Here is an 18,783-nt window from a genome sequence, read left to right as displayed (position 1 = left end):
CCGGTCATCTCGACCGTCCGGGTGTTCTGTTTACGGAACGTTCTGTTCACGGAACAGTAGAGAGTAGGCTGGGCGCCCGTCAACGACCTCCCGGCAGGGGCGAGGACAAGGGCGAAGAGGAGCGGACGCGCACGGTATGGGCCTGAACGACGAGGTGGGGCGCCGGCTGCGGGAGCTCCGACAGCAGCAGCGACTGTCCCTGTCCGAACTGGCCCGGCGCTCCGGCGTGGGCAAGGGCACACTCTCGGAGCTGGAGGGCGGGCAGCGCAACCCCACGCTGGAGACCCTGTACGCGCTCACCACCGCACTCAACAGCCCGCTCAGCGCCGTCCTCGGCGACCCTCCGCGGCACGCCTTCGAGGCGCGGACCGAGGGCGTCTCGGGCAGTGCGGTCACCGCGGTGCTCGTCGAACGCTTCGAGGAGCCCCCGGCCGTCACCGACATCTTCCGCATCCGCATCGCCGCCGGCAGCGTCCAGGAGTCGGCCGCCCACATCGCGGACACCTCGGAGAGCCTGATGGTGCTGACCGGTACGGCCGTGGTGGGCGATCCGTCGGAACCGCAGACGGCGGGGCCCGGCGAGTACGCGCACTGGCGCGCCGACAGCCCGCACCTCTACAGCGCCCCGGACGGCGACGTGCACGGCATCCTCTTCGTCCGCTACCCGCGGGCGACGCCGTCCCACTGACGCCACTCCCTCGCATCACACGCAGCCGCGCCCCCCTCGATCCACCCTCCACCATTTTTAGTAAGGAGGGTTGCCCAAAGTTCGCCCCGAGGTTACGTTGCTGCACAGATGGTCAGTAAGGGGCCCTCACCAAAACCCCACCCAAAGGAGTCCGGCCGTGACCGACGTGCGCACCTCCCCCTCCGACGAGCGGGACCGGGGGCTGCCCGACCTGCCCCACTGGGAGACGGTCCCCGACGACCTCCCCGCGGCGATCCGCCGGCTCAAGCCGGCCCTGCGCGCCCGCATCGAGGCCTCCGGCCGCGGCGTCGAGGAGGTCTTCGCCGCCGTGGAGCGCCGGGTCGCCGCCCGGGTGGCCGAGATCAAGGACGCGAAGGAGCGTGGCGAGGAGGTGTGGCCGGTCATCGAGTACGCCGACATCGCGGACGGCACCGTGTCCGCCGACCGGCTCGCCCGGCTCAAGGAACGCGGCTGCCTGGTCGTCCGGGGCCACTTCGACCGCGACCAAGCTTTGGCGTGGGACGCCGGCATCGTCGACTACGTCGAGCGGAACGAGTTCTTCGCGCACTACACCGGCCCCGGTGACGACTTCTTCGGCAGCGTCGGCTCCAAGCCCGAGATCTACCCGATCTACTGGTCGCAGGCGCAGATGGAGGCCCGGCAGAGCGATCGCATGGCCCGCGTGCAGACCTTCCTCAACTCCCTCTGGAAGCACGAGTCCGAGGGCGTGCGGTGGTTCGAGCCGGACCGCGACGCGCTGTACCCCGACCGCATCCGGCGCCGCCCGCCGGGCACCGACTCCGCCGGGCTCGGCACCCACTGCGACCCCGGGACCCTCGACCTGTGGATGACCCGGGCGTACCAGCAGGCCTTCCGCCACCTCTTCGACGGCAGCGTCGAGGAGTACGACCCGTGGGACGCCGCGCACCGCACCGCCGGGCCGCAGTACCCCGGCTCCACGATGTGTTCGGCGTTCCGTACCTTCCAGGGCTGGACCGCCCTGTCGGACATGGACCACGATCAGGGCGTACTGCACACCGTCCCGATCCCGGAGGCGATGGCGTACCTGATGCTGCGTCCGCTGCTGCCGGACGTGCCGGAGGACGACATGTGCGGGGTCACCACCAACCAGGTCTTCCCCGCGACCGAGAAGTGGCACCCGCTGCTGATGGAGGCCCTCACCGGCATCCCGGACGTCCGGGCGGGCGACTCCGTGTGGTGGCACTGCGACATGATCCACAGTGTCGCCCCGGTCACCGCCCAGCAGGGCTGGGGCAACGTCATGTACATCCCCGCCGCCCCCTGGTGCCCCCGCAACGAGCGGTACGCGGCCGAGGTCCGGCAGGCCTTCCGCACCGGCTCCAGCCCCGCCGACTTCCCCGAAGAACACTACGAACGCACCTGGCACGGCCGCTTCACCCCGGACCGGCTCAACGCGACGGGCCGCCGCGGGCTGGCACTCGACAGTGCTGCTCGCTGACAGCGCGAGCCGCATCGCGCTGCGGCCCGTGCGGTACCAGTTCCCGGGAGGACTCGCCATCGGACCTGGCTGAAGGCGAGGACCGGTTCGAGGAAGGCCAGTCCCGGTTCGAGGCCGCCGTCCGGGTCCGGCACCAGGTCCGTGTCCGCGACCCGGCCGTCGGCGAGGACGGCCAAGGCCTCCTCCGGGTCCACCTGTCGCTGGCGGCCGTGCCGCCGTGGCGGCGGGACGACGAGGACCTGGAGGTGTACCGGTACGGGATCGAGATCGCGACGGACCGGGCGGCGGTGCTCCGGGCGGCGGCGGAGTGGGAGCGGCTGCTCCTCCCCTTCCCCAAGCGGTAGGCGCGCCGGTCCGTGCAGGCGTGGGTCCCGGTCAGCTGTTCGCCCGGGACCAGAGGTCGGTGCGCGCGCGGTGGATCGCTTGTGTGAGGGCGCCCTGGAGGGAGGCGTGTTCGGCGAGGGTGCCGGTGCGGACGTGCGGGGGCAGGGGGGCGAGGTCGGTGACGGTGTCGCGGACCGGTTCGAGGAGCGCGGGGTGGGCGCCGATGGGGCCGCCGAGGAGGACCAGCTCGGGGTCGACGACCGCGCAGACGGCGGCGACGGCCTCACCGATGGTGCGGCCCTCGCGGGCCACCACGGCCCGGGCCGCCGCGTCGCCCCCGGCCGCCCGGTCCAGGATCGTGCGGGCCGCCTCGACGGCCGCCGCACCGCCGATGCCCGGCTCTCCGGCGGTGGCGAAACCCTCGGCGACCGCGCGGGCGAAGCCGTGGCGATCACCGGCACGATCGGGGCTTCCGCCGAGGTAGCCGATCTCGCCGGCCATGCCCCGGGCCCCGCGCACCAGCTCGTCCCCGATCACCAGCCCCATGCCCATCCCGGCGCCGATGTGGACGTACGCACAGCTGGCGGCTTCCCGTGCCGCGCCGTGCCAACGCTCCGCGAGGGCCGCGAGGTTGACGTCGTTCTCGACCAGCAGCGGCGCGTCGGTGACGCCGGCCAGCGCCGACCGAGGCCGGAACAGCCCCGCGGGATGCGGTGTCTCCGGCAGTGCGACCACCGCGGAGGTCTCCGGGTCGACCGGGTTCGCCAGGGAGAGCCCCACCGCGAGCAGCGGGCCGCGCGCCTCGCCACCGCGGGCCAGCGCCTCGCGCACCATCGTGCGCAGTTGCTCGGCCGCGTCCTCCGGCCGGCCCGATCCGGCCGGCGGCGCCGCGGTCTCGTGGAAGGGCGTGCCGAACAGGTCGGCGGCGGTCAGCCGTACCTCGGTGGAGTTCAGTGCGACGGCGAGGACGAAACCGGCGTCGGCGGCCACCTTGTAGTACGTACCGACCCGGCCCTGCCGGCCCGTCTGGGCGCCGGCCGGCAGCAGCAGGCCCGCGCCCTCCAGCCGGCGCACCGCCTCGGAGACGGTCGGCTTGGAGATGCCGGTCGCCTGGGCGATCTCGGCGCGGGTGATGGGCGCCCGCTCGAACACCGTGTCCAGGACGATCCGGTCGGTGAGTTCGCGCAGCAGCGTCATGCTCGGCAGTGCGGCGCGGCCGAGCCCGCCGAACCCTCTGCGGTATGTCATGCCACCCTCGTCCGCCGCGCGTCGATACTGCCGCCGCTCAGCCTATCGGCAGCGCGTCGCCGAGGGTGCGCGCCTGACCTGGGACGGACCCGCGTTCCCCGGTGCTTCCAGGGCCCGCCGCCCCACCGCCGGGCCGTGTGACAGCTGCGGATACCGTGGCGCTATGGAACTCATAGGTGAGATAGCCGCCGACCGTCCCCTGCTCGTCGTCGCCGTCAAGGAAGAGGCGCAGTTCCTCGGGGCCGATCTGCCGGTTCTGCTCACCGGCATGGGGAAGGTCAACGCGGCGACCGCGCTCGCCACCGTACTGGCGCGCGGCACCCACCCCTCGGGCATCGTCAACCTCGGCACCGCGGGCGCGCTCCGCCCCGGCCTGCGCGGCACCCATGTCATCGGCTCCGTGATCCAGCACGACCTGGACAGCGAACTGCTGGCCACGCTGACCGGCGAGGTCACCGGTCCGCCGCTGGGCCTGGCCGACGCCGGCGGACCCGTGCTGGCCACCGGCGACTCCTTCATCGCCGACGACGCGGCCCGCGACCGGCTGGCGGCCCGGGCCGCACTGGTGGACATGGAGGGGTATGCGCTGGCGCACGTCGCGCAGGAGGCGGGCGTGCCGGTACGGCTCGTCAAGCACGTCAGCGACGAGGCGGGGGACGGCGCCGATCGCACCTGGCAGGAGACGCTGACGGCCTGCGCCCGCGAGCTGGCCGCCTGGGTCGCGGCGAACGTGCCCGCACGGGCCTGAGGCAGCCGCACCCTTCCGGGGCGCCACGGCGGCCGACCGCGGGCCGAGCCTACGGGCTTCGAGTGTGACGAAGGCTACACCGGAAAACGGATGGTGACTCCGGTTCGCGGTGTTCGGAACAGCGGAACGTCCGCCCGTCCGCGGCGTTCGCACCGCTTTCCGACCGAGGAGAACCACGTGACATCCAGCGACCCCACCGCCCGTGCGGCTCAGGTACTCTCCCGCCCCTTCTCCCTGGGCGGGCTCACCGTGCCCAACCGCATCGCCATGGCGCCGATGACCCGTGAGTTCTCCCCCGGCGGCGTGCCCGGCACCGATGTCGCGGACTACTACGCCCGCCGGGCCGCCGGCGGCGTCGGCCTGATCATCACCGAGGGCACGTACGTCGACCACCCGGCCGCCGGTTCCAGCGGCAAGGTCCCCCGCTTCCACGGCGACGACGCGCTCGACGGCTGGCAGCGCGTCGTGGCGGACGTGCACGCGGCGGGCGGCACGATCATGCCGCAGCTGTGGCACGTGGGCATGGCCAGGGAAGCGGGCGCGCCGCCCTTCCCGGACGCCCCGCCGTCCGGCCCCTCGGGGCTGGCCATCGACGGCACGCCGTCCGGGCACGCCATGACGCTGCAGGACCTGGACGACGTCATCGCGGCGTTCGCCAAGGCCGCGGCCGAGGCCGAGCGCATCGGCTTCGACGGGATCGAGCTGCACGGCGCGCACGGTTACCTCATCGACCAGTTCCTGTGGGCACAGACCAACCAGCGCACCGACGCCTACGGCGGCGACGCGGTGGCGCGCACCCGCTTCGCGGCCGAGATCGTCGCGGCCTGCCGGGCGGCCGTCTCGGCGGACTTCCCGATCCTCTTCCGGATGTCGCAGTGGAAGATGAACAACTACCAGGCGCGGCTCGCCGAGACCCCGGAGGAGCTGGACGCCGTCCTCACGCCGCTCACCGCGGCCGGCGTGAGTTCCTTCCACGCCTCGACGCGCCGCTACTGGCTGCCGGAGTTCGAGGACTCGGACCTCAACCTCGCGGGCTGGGTGAAGAAGCTCTCCGGCCTGCCGACGGTCAGCGTCGGATCCGTCGGCCTCGACAACGAGTTCATCCAGGCGTTCCAGGGCAAGCAGGCCGGTGTCGCCGGCATCGAGCGGCTGCTGGACCGCATGGAGCGCGACGAGTTCGACCTCATCGCCGTGGGCCGGGCGCTGCTCGGCGACCCGGAGTGGGCCGCCAAGATCTTCGAGGGCCGCACCGGCGAACTCGTCCCGTTCGACGCCTCGATGCTGCGCACGCTCAGCTGACGGTACGTCCGCCCGCCGGTTCCCCGCCTCACGAGTGGGGACCCGGCGGGCGCCCGCGACCGGCCGTTCCCGCGCGCGATAGCGTCGGGCCCGGACAGAAGGGCTGGTGGTGGGCGTGACGACGCTTTCCGTGACAGGGCATATGGATCTCACCGAGGCGAGCGCCGGGCTGGTGCGGGAGGCGCTGCGCGCGCTGCTCCTGCGGCACGGCGGGGACGGGCTGATCGGGGTGTCCTGCATCGCGGAGGGGGCGGACTCGCTCTTCGCCGATGAGGTGCTGCGGGCCGGCGGGCGGCTCGTCGTCGTCCTGCCCTCCCGCGACTACCGGCGGTCCGTGGTGTCCTCCGCCCACGCCCCGTTCTTCGACCGGCTGCTGGCGGCGGCCGGTGAGGTGTGCGTGATGCCGTACGAGACGGCGGGCCGCGCCGCGTACGAGGCGGCGAACGCGGCCGTACTGGACCGGGCGGACCGGCTGGTGGCCGTGTGGAACGGCGAGCCGCCCACCGGCAAGGGCGGCGGAACCGCCGATGTCGTCCAGGAGGCCCGCGCCCGCGGGATCGCGGTGGACGTCGTCTGGCCGGCCGGCGCGGCGCGCGAGGGCTGAGGTCCGCCTCCTCCGGTCGCGGCCGGGGTCACGCCTCCGGGGCGGGCGGCCGGTAGTCCGCGGCCAGCCCCATCCTGGCCATCAATTCCTGCATCAGCAGCTCGAACATCGGCTCCTGGTCGCCCGGTACGAGGGGCGTGAAGTGGTCGAACACCTCCAGCGCCACCTGGCCGTAGATCGACCGCCAGCAGGAGAGCATCACGACCAGGGCGCCCAGCGGCATGTCGACGCCGGTGGCGGCGCGGTAGGCCGCCATCTGCCGCCGCAGTTCCGGGGCGAGTTCGCCGTCGGCGAGGATCGGGTAGGGGCGGGCGGCCCAGAACTGCAGGAACACCCGCCCCCACACACCGGCGAGTTCCCGTACCCACTCACTGGTCAGATCGCCGTGCACGTCCCCGGCGGCCGTCGTCGGCGTGCCGAACAGCAGGCTGAATTCCTGGCGATGGGCCAGGGACCACCGCCGGAACACCCGGGACGGGGCGATCATCCGGGCCGCGTGGTCGGTCTGTTCCTCGGCGTCCACCGCGGCCCGCAGTTCACGCGTCAGCTCGGTGACGATGTCGCGGGCGGTGTGCCGGACGATGTCCGTCAGGTCGTCGAAGTGCCGGTACAGCGCGGCGGGCGTGACGCCGACGCGGCGGGCGATCTCGGCGAGCGAGAGGGCCTCCACCCCGTCCTTGGTGATGATCTCGCGCGCGACGGCCCGTACGTCCTCGGACATCTGCGCGCGAAGTCGGTCGCGTCGGGTGGGGGTGCGCAACGGGCCGTGCCTTCCTCTGCCGCGGGTCTCCTCGAAGGGCGTCTCGGGGGCGACGATATGCGGTACGGCGCGGGCGGGGTGGGCCCTGGATCGCCATCCGGCCCACCCCACGGGCGCATACCGGCGGAGCTCCGTCACGTCGCCGCGGGGACCCCGTCGAGGTCGCCGTCGTCGGCGGCGGGATCATCGGCCACCACGTCCGGCACCTCGGCCAGATCCCGCACCTTCACCTCGTGGAACGGCGGGTTCTTGCGCGAGGGATGCACCTGGATCACCTCGACCGGGAGCGTGTCCCCCTCGGCGAGCAGCCGGGAATTCATCCGCGTACGCAATTCCGGCGTCATACGGGAGCAGTGCAGGAACGCGGCGAGCGGAAGGTTCGGCCAGTCCTGGAGCGTCATGAGGACGTAGCCGCCGCCCCCACCGGGCTGTTCGGGAACGACCCGGGTCACGGTTCCGAGCTGCCGGTCGCCGTGGCGCGGGTAGGTGTCGGCGGCGGGCCGGCCGGCGGCCGGTGCGGGCTGCCGCGAGAGCGCGAGGTGAATGCGCTGGCGGTCCGCGTCGACCCCGGTGACCACCGCTTCGACCTCCATGCCCAGTTGCAGATCCGCGGCGCGGGTCTGGGCACCGGGCAGCAGCCCGTTCACGCCGTGCGCGACCGCGATATAGGCGCCGGCCAGTTTGATGTCCACCACGCGCCCGACGAACACATTTCCCTTCGGATAGGAATTCTGCAGATCCGGCCAGGGATTACGCTGGTTCACCCGCTGGGAGAAGCGCGGCCGGCCGTCCGCCTCCGTGACGAACGTGCCCGAGAATTCGCGCCCGACCGGATACCGCTTCGCCATGTCCACGGGCACGTCCCGCAGATAGTCGACGTCCTGCTTGTGCATTTCGGCGATCCGGCCGGTGCGGGCGCCCTTGACGATGACGTAGTCCCGGTCCGCGATGAGCACTTCGGCCCGGTCCTGTTCGGCGTGCCCCTCCAGCGGCTTGAGGGTCATCTCCGTGCCGACCGGCTCCGCCAGCGCCTGCCGGATGTGCGCCTTGAGATCCTGCATCATCCGCGGAATTCCGGTGCCGTCGAACGAGTACTGAATGGGCCGCAGCAGACCCGTCACGTCCGTCGGCACGTCCCGCTCGATGTCCTGGGCGAGGACGATCATCCGCTTGTGCAGACACATCGCCCAGCCGAATTCCAGTGCCACGTCGGCGGAGCGGGTCGAGAAGTCGATGACGACGACGCCCGCCTGCTGGATTCCCCGCCAGGCCGACTCCAGTACGCCCTGGCTCGTGCCGAAAATGCTGTCCGCACGGCACGGGGTGAGATCGAGATCGCGGACCGCCGCGGCGTAGGCGTTGTCGTACAGGTCGTCGTAGTCCCGTTCCGGGCCGCCGGCGGCCGATTTGCGGCCGTAAGGCATCGCGAAGAAAACGATGTTGTCGTCGGGTCGGTCCGTTCTCTCGATCTTGATTTTGTCCACCGTGCGTCCCCCTTGGCGCAGTAACCGTGAACAACAAAGTAATGTTGCTTTACCTTCACGGGAATACTCGCGCCTGACGTCTTTTCAGGGGCGCACGGTGGACACGGCGATCGTCAGCTCTTCCCGGCGACGGACCCGTCCGCTTGCGTGTCCTCCGGGAGGGTCACCAGCCAGTGGGTTTCCTGCCGGGGGCGGAGGTAGCAGAGCCAGTACAGGGTGGCGGCGGCCATGATGCCGCCGGTCCACAGCAGGTACTGCGTCTCCTGCTGCGTGAGGATGTAGACCAGGACCACGATCAGCAGCAGCGGCACCACCGGCCACAGCGGCATCCGCCACGCGGCCGTCTTCTTGTGCGCGCCGCGCCGGGCCGCCAGCGCCGCGATCGCGACGAGCAGGTACATGCCCGAGACGGAGACGCCGGTGACGCCGTAGAGGGTGTCGAGGTCGACGAAGCACAGGGCCGCGCCGGGCAGGCCGACGACCAGGGTCGCCACCCACGGGGAGCCGAAGCGGCCGAGCTTGGACAGCGCGTTGTTGACCGGCTGGGGCCAGGCCTTGTCACGGGCCGAGGCGAACAGCACCCGGGAGTTCTGGATGACCATGACAATCCCGGCGTTGATGATCGCCAGGGCGACACAGAGGCTGACGAAGGTGCCGACGGCCGAGTTGCTCCACGCGATGACCATGGTGCTGATGTCACCGGAGGTCAGCGCCTGGAGGCTCGGCGCACCGAGGGTGATGGCGATGACCGGTACGAGGATGACGGCGGCGGAGATCGCCAGCGTGGCCAGCACGGTGCGGGCGACGTTGCGACGCGGGTCCTCCAGCTCCTCGGAGAGGTAGACCGCGGTGGAGAAGCCCTGGGTGACGAAGAGGGCGATGGCCAGTCCGGAGACGACGAGCAGGCCGGTGACCGGGCCGGGCACGCCGCCGGGCCCGGCGACCGCGCCGTGCAGGAGCGCGGAGCCGCCGCGCTCGGTGTGCGCGAAGCCGAGCACCGCGACGACTCCCGCGGCGATGACCTCCAGGACCAGGAAGATGCCGGTGATCCAGGCGTTGGCACGCAGGTCCAGCAGGCCGGCGAGGGTGGCCAGGAGCATCACGGCGGCGCCGGCGACGGGTGCGGGGACGTGCACCACGGGGGCGAGGTAGTCGGCGGTGCCCATGGCGATCACCGGCGGCACGATCATCACGACCAGCAGCGACAGGACGAACACGAGCCAGCCCGCCAGCCGCCCGGTCAGCGTCGAGACCATGGCGTACTCGCCACCGGCGCTCGGGATCAGGGTGCCCAGCTCCGAGTAGCAGAAGGCCACCGCGATGCAGAGCACGGAGCCGATCGCGATGGTCAGGGCCGTGGCGGTGCCGAGGTCGGCGAAGAGGTCCGGCACCACGACGAAGAGCGTGGAGGCGGGCGTGACGCAGGACAGCGTCAGCAGGGTGCCACCGATGACGCCGATCGAGCGCTTGAGGGTGCGCGCCCCGTCGGGGGCGGGACCGTCGGCGGGGCGTGCGTCGACGCCGGGAGCGTCGAGGGTGCCGGTGGCGGCGGTGTCGTCCGCGGGTGGCTGGCTGAGGGTGTCGGTCATGGAGCGGTTCCGATCGACTGGGTGCGGCAGGTGCTGTGCGGGAGCGGTATCGCCTCCGTGGACGGCTGTGTCGTGCTTCGAGTGCTCCCGGCGCACATGGAAGCCCGACTAGATCCGGAGCGTCAAGGCTTGATTGCCTACGGAATTCGTCGCCAATTGCCTCTGTGGATACGCTTTCCACACATCGCGACAGCGACTGACGCTTGAGCCGTCCACACCGGAACCGCACGGGAACCTTTGAATGGCTGGTTGAATCGACAAGAACTCCTGGGATGCGCAGGAGATACGCGCTCCTCGCCAGCCCTGTCACACGCGTCAGCCCAGCACTACGGGAACCGCAGAGCGGCCGCCTCGATCATTTTCCCTGGTCAGGGACGTTCCCCGCGCATGGCCATGACCGCGCCGTCCGGACGGCGCGGTCATGGTGGCGGCGTGCGTCAGGAGATGCCGCTCAGCTTGGCGCGGACCTTCTCCATGATCTTGGCGGGGAGAGTGGCGTACCCCTGGAAGGAGAGGTCCCGCTGACCCTCCAGGCCGGCGGTGTAGGTGAGGAACGCCTTGGTGGCCGGCCAGGTCGCCGCCTTGTTGCCCTTGTCGCAGACGATCTCGTACGTGACCATCGCGATCGGGTAGGCGCCGGCGGCCTTGGTCGTGTGGTCGAGACGGAGGACCAGGTCGCCCTGGGACCCCTCGGTCCGCGCGCCGGCGAGCGCCTTGGAGGCGTTGACGACGGTGGCTTCGACCGGCGCGGCGGCCCCGGTGTCGATCGCGGCGGTGGGGAGCGACCGCTGGATCGCGTAGGCGAGTTCGACGTACCCGATGGCGCCGCGGGTCTGGTTGACCTCGTCGGCCAGCTCCGACGACCCCCCGGCGGCGGTGCCGCCCTCGGCCGGCCACCGCTGGCCCGGCGCGTGGGGCCAGGCGCTCGGCGCCGCGGCGCGCAGATAGGCGGTGAAGTTGTCGGTCGTGCCGGACTCACCGGAGCGGTGCACCGTCTTGATGGCGGTGGCGGGCAGGTCGGCCTTCGGGTTCAGCCGGGCGATCGCCGAGTCGTTCCACTTCGTGATCCGCCCGTCGAAGATCCGGGCGAGGGTGCCGGCGTCCAGTACGAGCCGGTCGACGCCCGGCAGGTTGTACCCGAGCGCGATGGGGCCGCCGAGCATCGGCAGGTGGACGGCGCGGCCGCCGTCCTCGCACGCCTTCTTCGAACTGGCCACCTGTGCGGGTCGCAGCGCGGCGTCCGAGCCGGCGAAGGCGGTACGGCCCTGCAGGAAGTCCGTCTGCCCCGCGCCCGAGCCGGAGTCCTCGTAGTCGATCCGCGTGCCCCGGCACGCCTTCTGGTAGCTCTTGGCCCAGGACCGCATCGCGTTGTGCTGCGCGGTCGAGCCGGAGGCCTTCACCGTCGCCTTCTTGCCGCACCGCACCCCTCCCCCGGGCGACGCGGTGCGGGAGCCGGAGGCGGTCGCCTTTCCGGAGGCACTGGAGGACCCGCCGGACTCCGGCGAGCCGTCCGACCCGCAGGACGTGAGGGCGAGTACGCCCGAAAGCGCCACCACTCCGGCGGCCAGGGGGCGCAGGCCCCGGTGTCGCTGTGCGGGCACGGTCGACCACTCCTCAGGGTTTCGGCACGAGGGCACACGCAGGACCTCTGTACCCCGACGCGACGCCGGTGCCCGGCGGGTGGCGCAGGCTTCACCCGCACGCCATGCTCCTTGAGGAGGCCGTGCCCGGATCTTGACATTCGCGGGGGCCGGAAGCAGCATTTCCGGTATAAGTGAACAACAGTTCACTATACGAACATGCGACCGCTCGGGGGGGCCTTCTCCCCTTGGCCCTCCCCACCTCCGCCTCCCGCCCGCGACAAAGGATCATTGACCCCATGGCCACCACGCGTGAACTGTTCATCGGCGGCAAGGACGTGCCCGCCGCCTCCGGACGCACCGCCGAGGACATCAGCCCCTTCACCGGCGAGGTGTACGCCACCGTCGCCGCCGGCGGGCCCGAGGACATCACGCGGGCCGTGGACGCCGCGGACGCCGCCTTCCCCGAGTGGGCCGCGCTCGCCCCGTTCGCCCGCCGCGCCATCTTCCTCAAGGCCGCCGACCTGCTCGACGCCAAGGGGGAGCAGGCCGCGGAGCTGATGGCACTGGAGGTCGGCGGGACGGCGCCCTGGGCACACTTCAACGTCGCGCTCGCGGCCAACGTGCTGCGCGAGGCCGCCGCCGCGATCACCGCGCCGCGCGGTGAGGTGCTCAGCACCCAGGAGACCGGCGCGCTGGGCATGGCGATCCGCGAACCGCTCGGCGTCGTCGCGGCGTTCGCGCCCTGGAACGCGCCGCTGATCCTCGGCGTACGCGCCGTCGCCGCGCCGCTCGCCGCCGGCAACACCGTCGTGGTGAAGCCGAGCGAGGACGCGCCGCTGGCCTGCGGGCTGTTCGTCGCCGACGTGCTGCGCGAGGCGGGGCTCCCGGACGGTGTGCTGAACGTGGTCACCAACGCGCCGGAGGACGCCGCCGAGGTCGCCGAGGCGCTGATCGCCGACGCGCGCGTACGGGCCGTCAACTTCACCGGCTCGACCGGCGTCGGCCGCATCATCGGTACCCAGGCGGCGCGCCACCTCAAGCCCGCCGTGCTGGAGCTGGGCGGCAAGAACGCCATCCTCGTGCTGGACGACGCGGACGTGGACTACGCGGTCGACGCGGTCACGTTCGGAGTCTTCATGAACGCGGGGCAGATCTGCATGTCCGGCGACCGGATCCTGGTGCACGAGAGCCTGGCCGAGGAGTTCACCCGCAAGTTCACGGCGAAGGTCGCCGAGCTGCCGGCGGGCGACCCCCGCGACCCGCGCACGGTCGTCGGCCCGCTGGTCCGCGCCACCGCCGCGCAGCGGGTCGCTGCGCTGGTGAAGGACGCGGTGGACAAGGGCGCCACGGTGCTGACGGGTGGCGGGGCGCCGGACGGCGCGGTGCACCCGGCGACCGTGCTGACCGGCGTCACCAAGGACATGGACCTCTACTACGGCGAGGCGTTCGGGCCGGTCTGCGTGGTCGAGACGTTCGCCGACGACGCGGCCGCCATCGCCCTCGCCAACGACACCGAGAACGGCCTGACCTGCGGGGTGATCACCGAGAACGCCACCCACGGGCTGGCCGTCGCGCGCCGCATCCGTACCGGCATCGTGCACGTCAACGACCAGTCCGTCGGCGACGAGCCGCAGGCGCCGTTCGGCGGCGTCAAGGACTCCGGGTACGGCCGGTTCGGCGGCCGCTGGGGCATCGAGGCGTTCTCCAGCACCCGCTGGGTCACGGTGGCGACCCAGCAGGCGCACTACCCGTTCTGAGCGGGCGGCCGGCATCAGCGGGGCTCAGCTCCGCAGGTGCCGGTCCAGGAACGACACCACCGTGCCCCAGGTCGGGGTGGCCGGGCGGGGCTTCGTGCTGTGCCCCGCCCGTGTGCTCTCCTCCCGGGCGCCCCGCCGGGTGGCCGGGTCGCTCAGCATTTCCAGGTACGTGCCGTGCGCGGCGTGCGGGAAGGTCAGGAAGCGGGCCTCGGCGCCCGCTGCCGCCAGCGCGTCGTACAGCAGCCTGGACTGGTGGTACGGCACGAAGGTGTCCTGCTCACCGTGGAGGATCAGGAAGGGCGGGACGGCCCGCCGGCCGCTGACGTAGGTGAGCGGGTCGGCCGCCGCGGCCTTCCCGGGGGCGCACTCGGGCAGCGGGCAGCCGAGCAGCAGGGATTCCGGGGACTTCGGGTCGGCGTGACAGGCGGTCAGGCCGAACGCCGCGTTGAACGGTGCGCAGCCGTCCAGCATGTGCGCGTCCATCTGCAGCAGATCGCTCGGCGCGTAGAACGGTACGGCCGCCTGTACCGCGCTGGACGGCCCGGTCACGCCCACGTCGCCCTCCAGTTCCGGTACGTCGCCGGTCACGGCGGCCATCGTGGTGGCCCAGCCGCCGGAGGACTCCCCCATGATGGCGATGCGGGCCGGGTCCAGGTGGTACTCGGCGGCGTGCGCGCGCAGCCAGCGGATCGCCGCCTTGATGTCGTGGAGCTGGGCCGGGAAGCGGGCCTGGGCGCTGGAGCGGACGGCGACGCCGGCCACGGCGTAGCCGTGCGGGTTCAGCCGGGCGGCGACCCGGTCGGCGCCGTCGCGGCCGTTGTCGGCGAGCCAGCCCGAGCCGTGTGTGAAGACGACCAGCGGTGCCGGACGCCCGGTCCGGGGGACGTAAAGGTCGAGCAGGTGCCCCTGGGTGCCGGCGGGTTCGGCGGGCGCGTAGGCCAGGTCCTTGGTGACGTGGACGGGGCGGCCGGGGCCGGCCGCCGCCGCGGGCGGCCCGGCGGCGGCCGCCAGGACGGCGAGCCCTGCCGTGAGGAGCGCGAGCTGTCGGAGCACGGTGCATTCCTTTCCGGTGACGGGGCGTCGGGCTGCCGGTCCGGGGCCGGCCTCAGACTTCGGGGGCGGCGGCCGGCCGGGCGGCCTTCGGGGTGGTGCCGTCGAGGGGCGCGCTTCCAGGGGTTCCCCGGCGGCGGGCGAGCGGGACCAGGGCGATGGCCGCGGCGCCGGCCAGGCCGGCCAGTGCGAAGGCGGTGAAGCCCCAGGACTGGCTGCCGGTGGCGGCGAGGGCGCCGATGAGCCAGGGGCCGAAGGCGGCGCCCGTCCGGCCGACGCCGGTGACCATGCCGAGCCCGGCGGCGCGCTCGCTGTCGCGGTAGACGGTGTCGGTGACGGCGTAGACCATGACCTGGGCGCTGAAGAGCCAGACACCGGTGAGGGCGACGACGGCGTAGGTGACGCCGAGCGGCAGCTGGGACTTGAGGAGCAGCGCACCGGCCGCGGTGAGCGCGAACCAGAGTGCGGAGATCCGTACGGCGCCGAAGCGGTCGGCGGCGCGGCCCGCGACGAACATGCCGACGATGCCACCGCCGTTGATGACCATCAGGAAGGTGACGGAGGAGCTGAGGCCGTAGCCGGAGGCGCGCATCATCTCGGGCAGCCAGGTGGACACGCCGTACACCAGGAGCAGCCCGCAGAAGGAGGCCAGCCACAGCAGGAGGGTGGCCCAGCGGGACTCGGGGGCGAAGAGGGCGCGGACGGCAGCCAGTCGGCCCCTGGCACCGGCGGCCGGCGCCCGGACGGGGGTGGGGCGGGGCAGGCCGTAGCGGTCGGCGACGGCGTCGGCGCGGGTGCGGTCACCGCGTGCGAGGAGCACGCCGGGCGATTCGGGGAGGTACTTCAGCAGCAGGGGCACGGCGATGACGGCTGGGAGGACGCCGGCCCAGAAGACGGCGCGCCAGCCGGCGGCGGGGGCGAGGCCGAGCCCGATACCGGTCGCCGCCATGCCGCCCGCGTGGTACGAGGACATCAGCAGGCCGGTGGTGAGCGCGGCACGGCCGGGCGGCGCGAACTCCAGCACCATCGCGAGGGCGAGCGGGGTGAGGCCGCCGAGGCCGAGGCCCGCGACGAAGCGGCCGGCGCCGAAGATGTCCGGGCCCGTGGCGACGGCGCAGACGGCGGAGCCGAGGGAGAAGAGCAGGACGCTGGCGACGAGGGTGGCGCGGCGGCCGAGCCAGTCGGTGATGTTGCCGGCGGCGAGCGCGCCGAAGAACATGCCGAAGGCGGTCCAGCTGCCGATCGTGCCCGCGCTCGCCGGGGTGAGGCCGAGGCCGGGGTCGTCGAGCATGTGCGGCATGACGGCGCCGTAGACGTTGACGTCCATCCCGTCGAAGAAGACCGCCAGCCAGCACAGGGCCAGGACCGGGAAGACCGTGCGGAAGGTGTGCGGCGGGCGGTCGCCGGCCGGGCGGCCCGGCGTGCCGGAGGAAGTCATGGATGTCCCTGGAGTCTGTGGGGGTGCAGCTCATGCAGGTGTTGTTCGCCTGGTGAAACCTGATTCACCAGGTGAGTGGCATGAGTGTCAGGGCCCGCCCGGCGGCTGTCAATGGCTGGACGTGAGCAGTCCGGTGACCGTGGCGCGCAGCCACTCCACCGCCGGCGCGGGAAGCGTCCTGCGGTACGTGTGGAGCGCGACCTCGACGGGGGGAATGTCGAAGGGCAGCGTGAAGGTACGCACCGGGGCGGCGCGGGTGAAGGCCCGTACGGCCCGGCTCGGCACGACCGCCACGTACCCGGTACGCGCGACCAGTTCGGGCAGCACGGCGAAGTGCGGTACGCGGGCCACGATGTCGCGCGGGTGACCGAGCCGGGCCAGCACCTGGTCGGCGTCGACGTGGCCGGCCGCGGCGGCGACGGCGATGTGCCGCTCCGCCAGGTACTCCCCCAGCCCGGGCCGGTCGCCGATCCGCGGGTGGTCCGTGGCGCAGAGGCCGACGTACCGCTCCTGGAAGAGCGGGTCGCGGCGGATGTCCGGCGCGTCGATGCGGGGCGTGCAGATCACGGCGTCGGCCCGGCCCCGGCGCAGTTCCTCGGCGGCGCCGGCCGAGTCCAGCGGGGTGACCTCGATGCGGCAGTGCGGCGACCGGGTCTCCAGCTCCGCGAGCACGGCCGGGAGCAGGATCAGTTCGCCGAGGTCGGTGGCGCTGAGCCGGAACGTGCGCTGCGAGGTCGCCGGGTCGAAGCCGCCCGCGTCGGCGACCGTCTCCGTGATGACCTCCAGCGCCTGGCGGAGCCGCGGGTACATCCGCTCCGCGGCCTCCGTCGGCCGGAGCCCTTCGGCGGAGCGGACGAACAGCTCGTCGCCGAAGTGGCGCCGCAGCCGCCGCAGGGCGTGGCTGGCCGAGGGCTGGGTGATGAACAGCGCCTCCGCGGTCCGCGTGACGCTCCGGGTCTCGTAGAGCAGCACGAAGGTGTTCACGAGATTGAGGTCCAGGTCCGGCACGCCGCCGACACTAGGGCACGGCACTGCATAGACACGGTCTATGCGGCCATCGATGACAGTCATTGGACCTATGGGGTGCGGCCTTCCTACCGTGCGCAGGTCACTGCCGCAGGAGGGGAGAGCCGATGGCCACCGTGAGCGAAGCGTCGTACGACCTGTTGAGGGCGCACGGTCTGACGACGGTCTTCGGCAATCCGGGCTCCAACGAGCTGCCGTTCCTCGCCGGCCTGCCGGAGGACTTCCGTTACGTCCTCGGGCTGCACGAGGGAGCGGTGCTGGCGATGGCCGACGGGTACGCGCAGGCGCGCGGCGGCGCGGCGTTCGTGAACCTGCACGCGGCGGCCGGTACCGGCAACGCGATGGGCATGCTCACCAACGCGGTGTACGCGCACAGCCCGCTGGTGATCACCGCGGGCCAGCAGGTCCGCTCGACGGTCGGCCAGGAGGTCATGCTGGCCAACGTGGACGCGGCGGCGCTGCCCAAGCCGCTGGTGAAGTGGGCGTGCGAGCCCTCCTGCGCGGCGGATGTGCCGCGCGCGCTGAGTCAGGCGATCCAGCTGGCGAACCTGCCGGCCAAGGGGCCGGTGTACGTGTCGGTGCCGTACGACGACTGGGCACGCGAGGCGCCGGAAGGGGCCCGCCATCTGACGGTGCGTCGGACGGCCGCGGCCGGTTCGCTGAGCGGTGCGCAGCTCGACGGGCTCGTCGCGGCCCTCGACGGGGCCGCGAACCCGGTGCTGGTGCTGGGCCCCGAGGTCGACGCCGAGGAGGCCAACGCCGACGCCGTGCGGCTGGCGGAGCAGCTGAGCGCGCCCGTGTGGATCGCGCCCTCGGCGTCCCGCTGCCCGTTCCCCACCCGGCACCCCGCCTTCCGTGGCGTACTGCCGGCCGCCGTGCGGGGCGTGAGCGACGCGCTGGCGGGGCACGACGTGATCCTGGTGGCCGGGGCGCCGGTGTTCCGGTACCACCAGTTCGCGCCCGGCCCGTACCTCCCCGAGGGCGCGCGGCTGATCCAGCTCACCAGCGACCCGGGCGAGGCCGCGCGGGCGCCGATGGGCGAGGCGCTGGTGGGCGGGGTGCGGGACGCGCTTTCGCGGCTGGCCGGCGCGGTGACCGGCGGGCTGCGCCCGGCGCTGCCGCCGCTGCCGGACTTCCGGCCCGCGCCCGCGGCCGTGTCCGGCGACCGGCTGCATCCGGAGGAACTGTTCGCGCTGTTGCGCCGGACCGCACCCGAGGACGCGGTGTACGTGAAGGAGTCCACCTCCACCACCGGCGCCTTCTGGGCACAGATGGACCTCTCCCGGCCGGGCAGCTACTTCTTCCCCGCCTCCGGCGGCCTGGGTTTCGGGCTCCCGGCCGCTGTCGGCGCGCAGCTCGCGCACGCCGACCGGCAGGTGATCGGGCTGATCGGGGACGGGTCGGCAAACTACGGCATCACGGCACTGTGGACCGCGGCCCGGTACGGCATCCCGGTCATCATCGTGATCCTCAACAACGGTACGTACGGAGCGCTGCGCTGGTTCTCCAAGGTGCTGGACTCCGGCGAGACGCCGGGCATGGACGTGCCCGGCATCGACTTCGTCCAGCTCGCCGGGGGTTACGGGGTTGCCGCGACCGCCGTGCGGACCGGCGACGCCTTCGTACGCGCCCTCAAGGACGCGCTCGGCAGCCGCCGGCCCGCGGTGATCGAGGTGGCGACGGAGCTCACCGAGCCGTGAGCCCC

General features: G+C 72.7%; 16 protein-coding genes. 8 read left to right on the top strand and 8 right to left on the bottom strand.

What is annotated here, in order from left to right; all coding sequences use genetic code 11:
- Window positions 1-136: 136 nt before the first annotated feature.
- The 3 genes from ACZ6WH_RS16810 (at window position 137) to ACZ6WH_RS16800 (ending at window position 2,512) form a co-directional block, all read left to right on the top strand.
- Window positions 137-688 (top strand): helix-turn-helix domain-containing protein, encoded by a 552-nt coding sequence (locus ACZ6WH_RS16810; RefSeq protein WP_469729190.1) that lies wholly within the window; start codon window positions 137-139, stop codon window positions 686-688.
- 157 nt (window positions 689-845) lie between these two features.
- Window positions 846-2,168 (top strand): DUF1479 domain-containing protein, encoded by a 1,323-nt coding sequence (locus ACZ6WH_RS16805; protein ID WP_469729189.1) that lies wholly within the window; start codon window positions 846-848, stop codon window positions 2,166-2,168.
- 209 nt (window positions 2,169-2,377) lie between these two features.
- On the top strand, window positions 2,378-2,512 hold the full coding sequence (locus ACZ6WH_RS16800) for a hypothetical protein (protein ID WP_469729188.1): 135 nt from the start codon (window positions 2,378-2,380) through the stop codon (window positions 2,510-2,512).
- 31 nt (window positions 2,513-2,543) lie between these two features.
- On the opposite strand, the gene ACZ6WH_RS16795 is transcribed toward ACZ6WH_RS16800, so the two are convergent.
- A complete protein-coding gene (locus ACZ6WH_RS16795) occupies window positions 2,544-3,740 on the bottom strand; it encodes an ROK family transcriptional regulator (RefSeq protein ID WP_469729187.1) in 1,197 nt (398 codons plus the stop codon).
- Between the two features lie 163 nt (window positions 3,741-3,903).
- Between ACZ6WH_RS16795 and ACZ6WH_RS16790 the strand changes: the two genes are divergently transcribed.
- The 3 genes from ACZ6WH_RS16790 to ACZ6WH_RS16780 all read left to right on the top strand — a co-directional run bounded on the left by ACZ6WH_RS16790 (window position 3,904) and on the right by ACZ6WH_RS16780 (window position 6,391).
- The gene (locus ACZ6WH_RS16790) at window positions 3,904-4,488 is read left to right on the top strand and encodes a nucleosidase (RefSeq protein ID WP_469729186.1); all 585 of its coding nucleotides are present in this window, start codon (window positions 3,904-3,906) and stop codon (window positions 4,486-4,488) included.
- A 177-nt stretch (window positions 4,489-4,665) separates the two neighbouring features.
- Complete coding sequence (locus ACZ6WH_RS16785; RefSeq protein WP_432862567.1) at window positions 4,666-5,787, top strand: NADH:flavin oxidoreductase; 1,122 nt, start codon at window positions 4,666-4,668, stop codon at window positions 5,785-5,787.
- A gap of 115 nt (window positions 5,788-5,902) precedes the next feature.
- Window positions 5,903-6,391, top strand: a complete 489-nt coding sequence (locus tag ACZ6WH_RS16780; RefSeq protein ID WP_469729185.1) for a hypothetical protein — start codon at window positions 5,903-5,905, stop codon at window positions 6,389-6,391.
- Window positions 6,392-6,419: 28 nt separating this feature from the next.
- Here the strand turns inward: ACZ6WH_RS16780 and ACZ6WH_RS16775 are convergent, their stop codons facing one another.
- From ACZ6WH_RS16775 to pstS, 4 genes are all read right to left on the bottom strand, one after another.
- Entirely contained in the window at window positions 6,420-7,151 is a 732-nt protein-coding gene (locus tag ACZ6WH_RS16775; RefSeq protein WP_469729184.1) for a TetR/AcrR family transcriptional regulator, read from the bottom strand.
- Between the two features lie 134 nt (window positions 7,152-7,285).
- Window positions 7,286-8,635, bottom strand: coding sequence for a S1 RNA-binding domain-containing protein (locus ACZ6WH_RS16770; protein WP_469729183.1), 1,350 nt, complete (start codon window positions 8,633-8,635; stop codon window positions 7,286-7,288).
- Between the two features lie 113 nt (window positions 8,636-8,748).
- Window positions 8,749-10,224, bottom strand: a complete 1,476-nt coding sequence (locus ACZ6WH_RS16765) for an APC family permease (RefSeq protein ID WP_469729182.1) — start codon at window positions 10,222-10,224, stop codon at window positions 8,749-8,751.
- 437 nt (window positions 10,225-10,661) lie between these two features.
- Entirely contained in the window at window positions 10,662-11,825 is a 1,164-nt protein-coding gene (pstS, locus tag ACZ6WH_RS16760; RefSeq protein ID WP_469729181.1) for a phosphate ABC transporter substrate-binding protein PstS, read from the bottom strand.
- 278 nt (window positions 11,826-12,103) lie between these two features.
- Here pstS and ACZ6WH_RS16755 point away from each other — a divergent pair, with 278 nt between their 5' ends.
- Window positions 12,104-13,564 carry an aldehyde dehydrogenase family protein gene (locus ACZ6WH_RS16755; protein ID WP_469729180.1) on the top strand — a complete coding sequence of 487 codons (1,461 nt, stop codon included), beginning with the start codon at window positions 12,104-12,106 and terminating at the stop codon, window positions 13,562-13,564.
- Window positions 13,565-13,588: 24 nt separating this feature from the next.
- Here ACZ6WH_RS16755 and ACZ6WH_RS16750 read toward each other — a convergent pair whose 3' ends face one another.
- The 3 genes from ACZ6WH_RS16750 to ACZ6WH_RS16740 all read right to left on the bottom strand — a co-directional run bounded on the left by ACZ6WH_RS16750 (window position 13,589) and on the right by ACZ6WH_RS16740 (window position 17,060).
- Window positions 13,589-14,617: an alpha/beta hydrolase fold domain-containing protein gene (locus tag ACZ6WH_RS16750; protein WP_432862551.1), complete on the bottom strand. Its 1,029-nt coding sequence runs from the start codon at window positions 14,615-14,617 to the stop codon at window positions 13,589-13,591.
- 52 nt (window positions 14,618-14,669) lie between these two features.
- The gene (locus ACZ6WH_RS16745) at window positions 14,670-16,052 is read right to left on the bottom strand and encodes an MFS transporter (RefSeq protein WP_469729179.1); all 1,383 of its coding nucleotides are present in this window, start codon (window positions 16,050-16,052) and stop codon (window positions 14,670-14,672) included.
- Window positions 16,053-16,160: 108 nt separating this feature from the next.
- Entirely contained in the window at window positions 16,161-17,060 is a 900-nt protein-coding gene (locus ACZ6WH_RS16740) for a LysR family transcriptional regulator (RefSeq protein ID WP_469729178.1), read from the bottom strand.
- Window positions 17,061-17,185: 125 nt separating this feature from the next.
- On the opposite strand from ACZ6WH_RS16740, the gene mdlC reads away from it, so the two are divergent.
- Window positions 17,186-18,778, top strand: coding sequence for a benzoylformate decarboxylase (gene mdlC / locus ACZ6WH_RS16735; protein WP_469729176.1), 1,593 nt, complete (start codon window positions 17,186-17,188; stop codon window positions 18,776-18,778).
- The last annotated feature ends 5 nt before the right edge of the window (window positions 18,779-18,783 follow it).

The sequence above is a fragment of the Streptomyces sp. NPDC050806 genome (assembly GCF_055586425.1).
The sequence above is the reverse complement of the archived record's forward strand: the minus strand, read 5'-3'. Positions and strand labels throughout refer to the sequence as shown.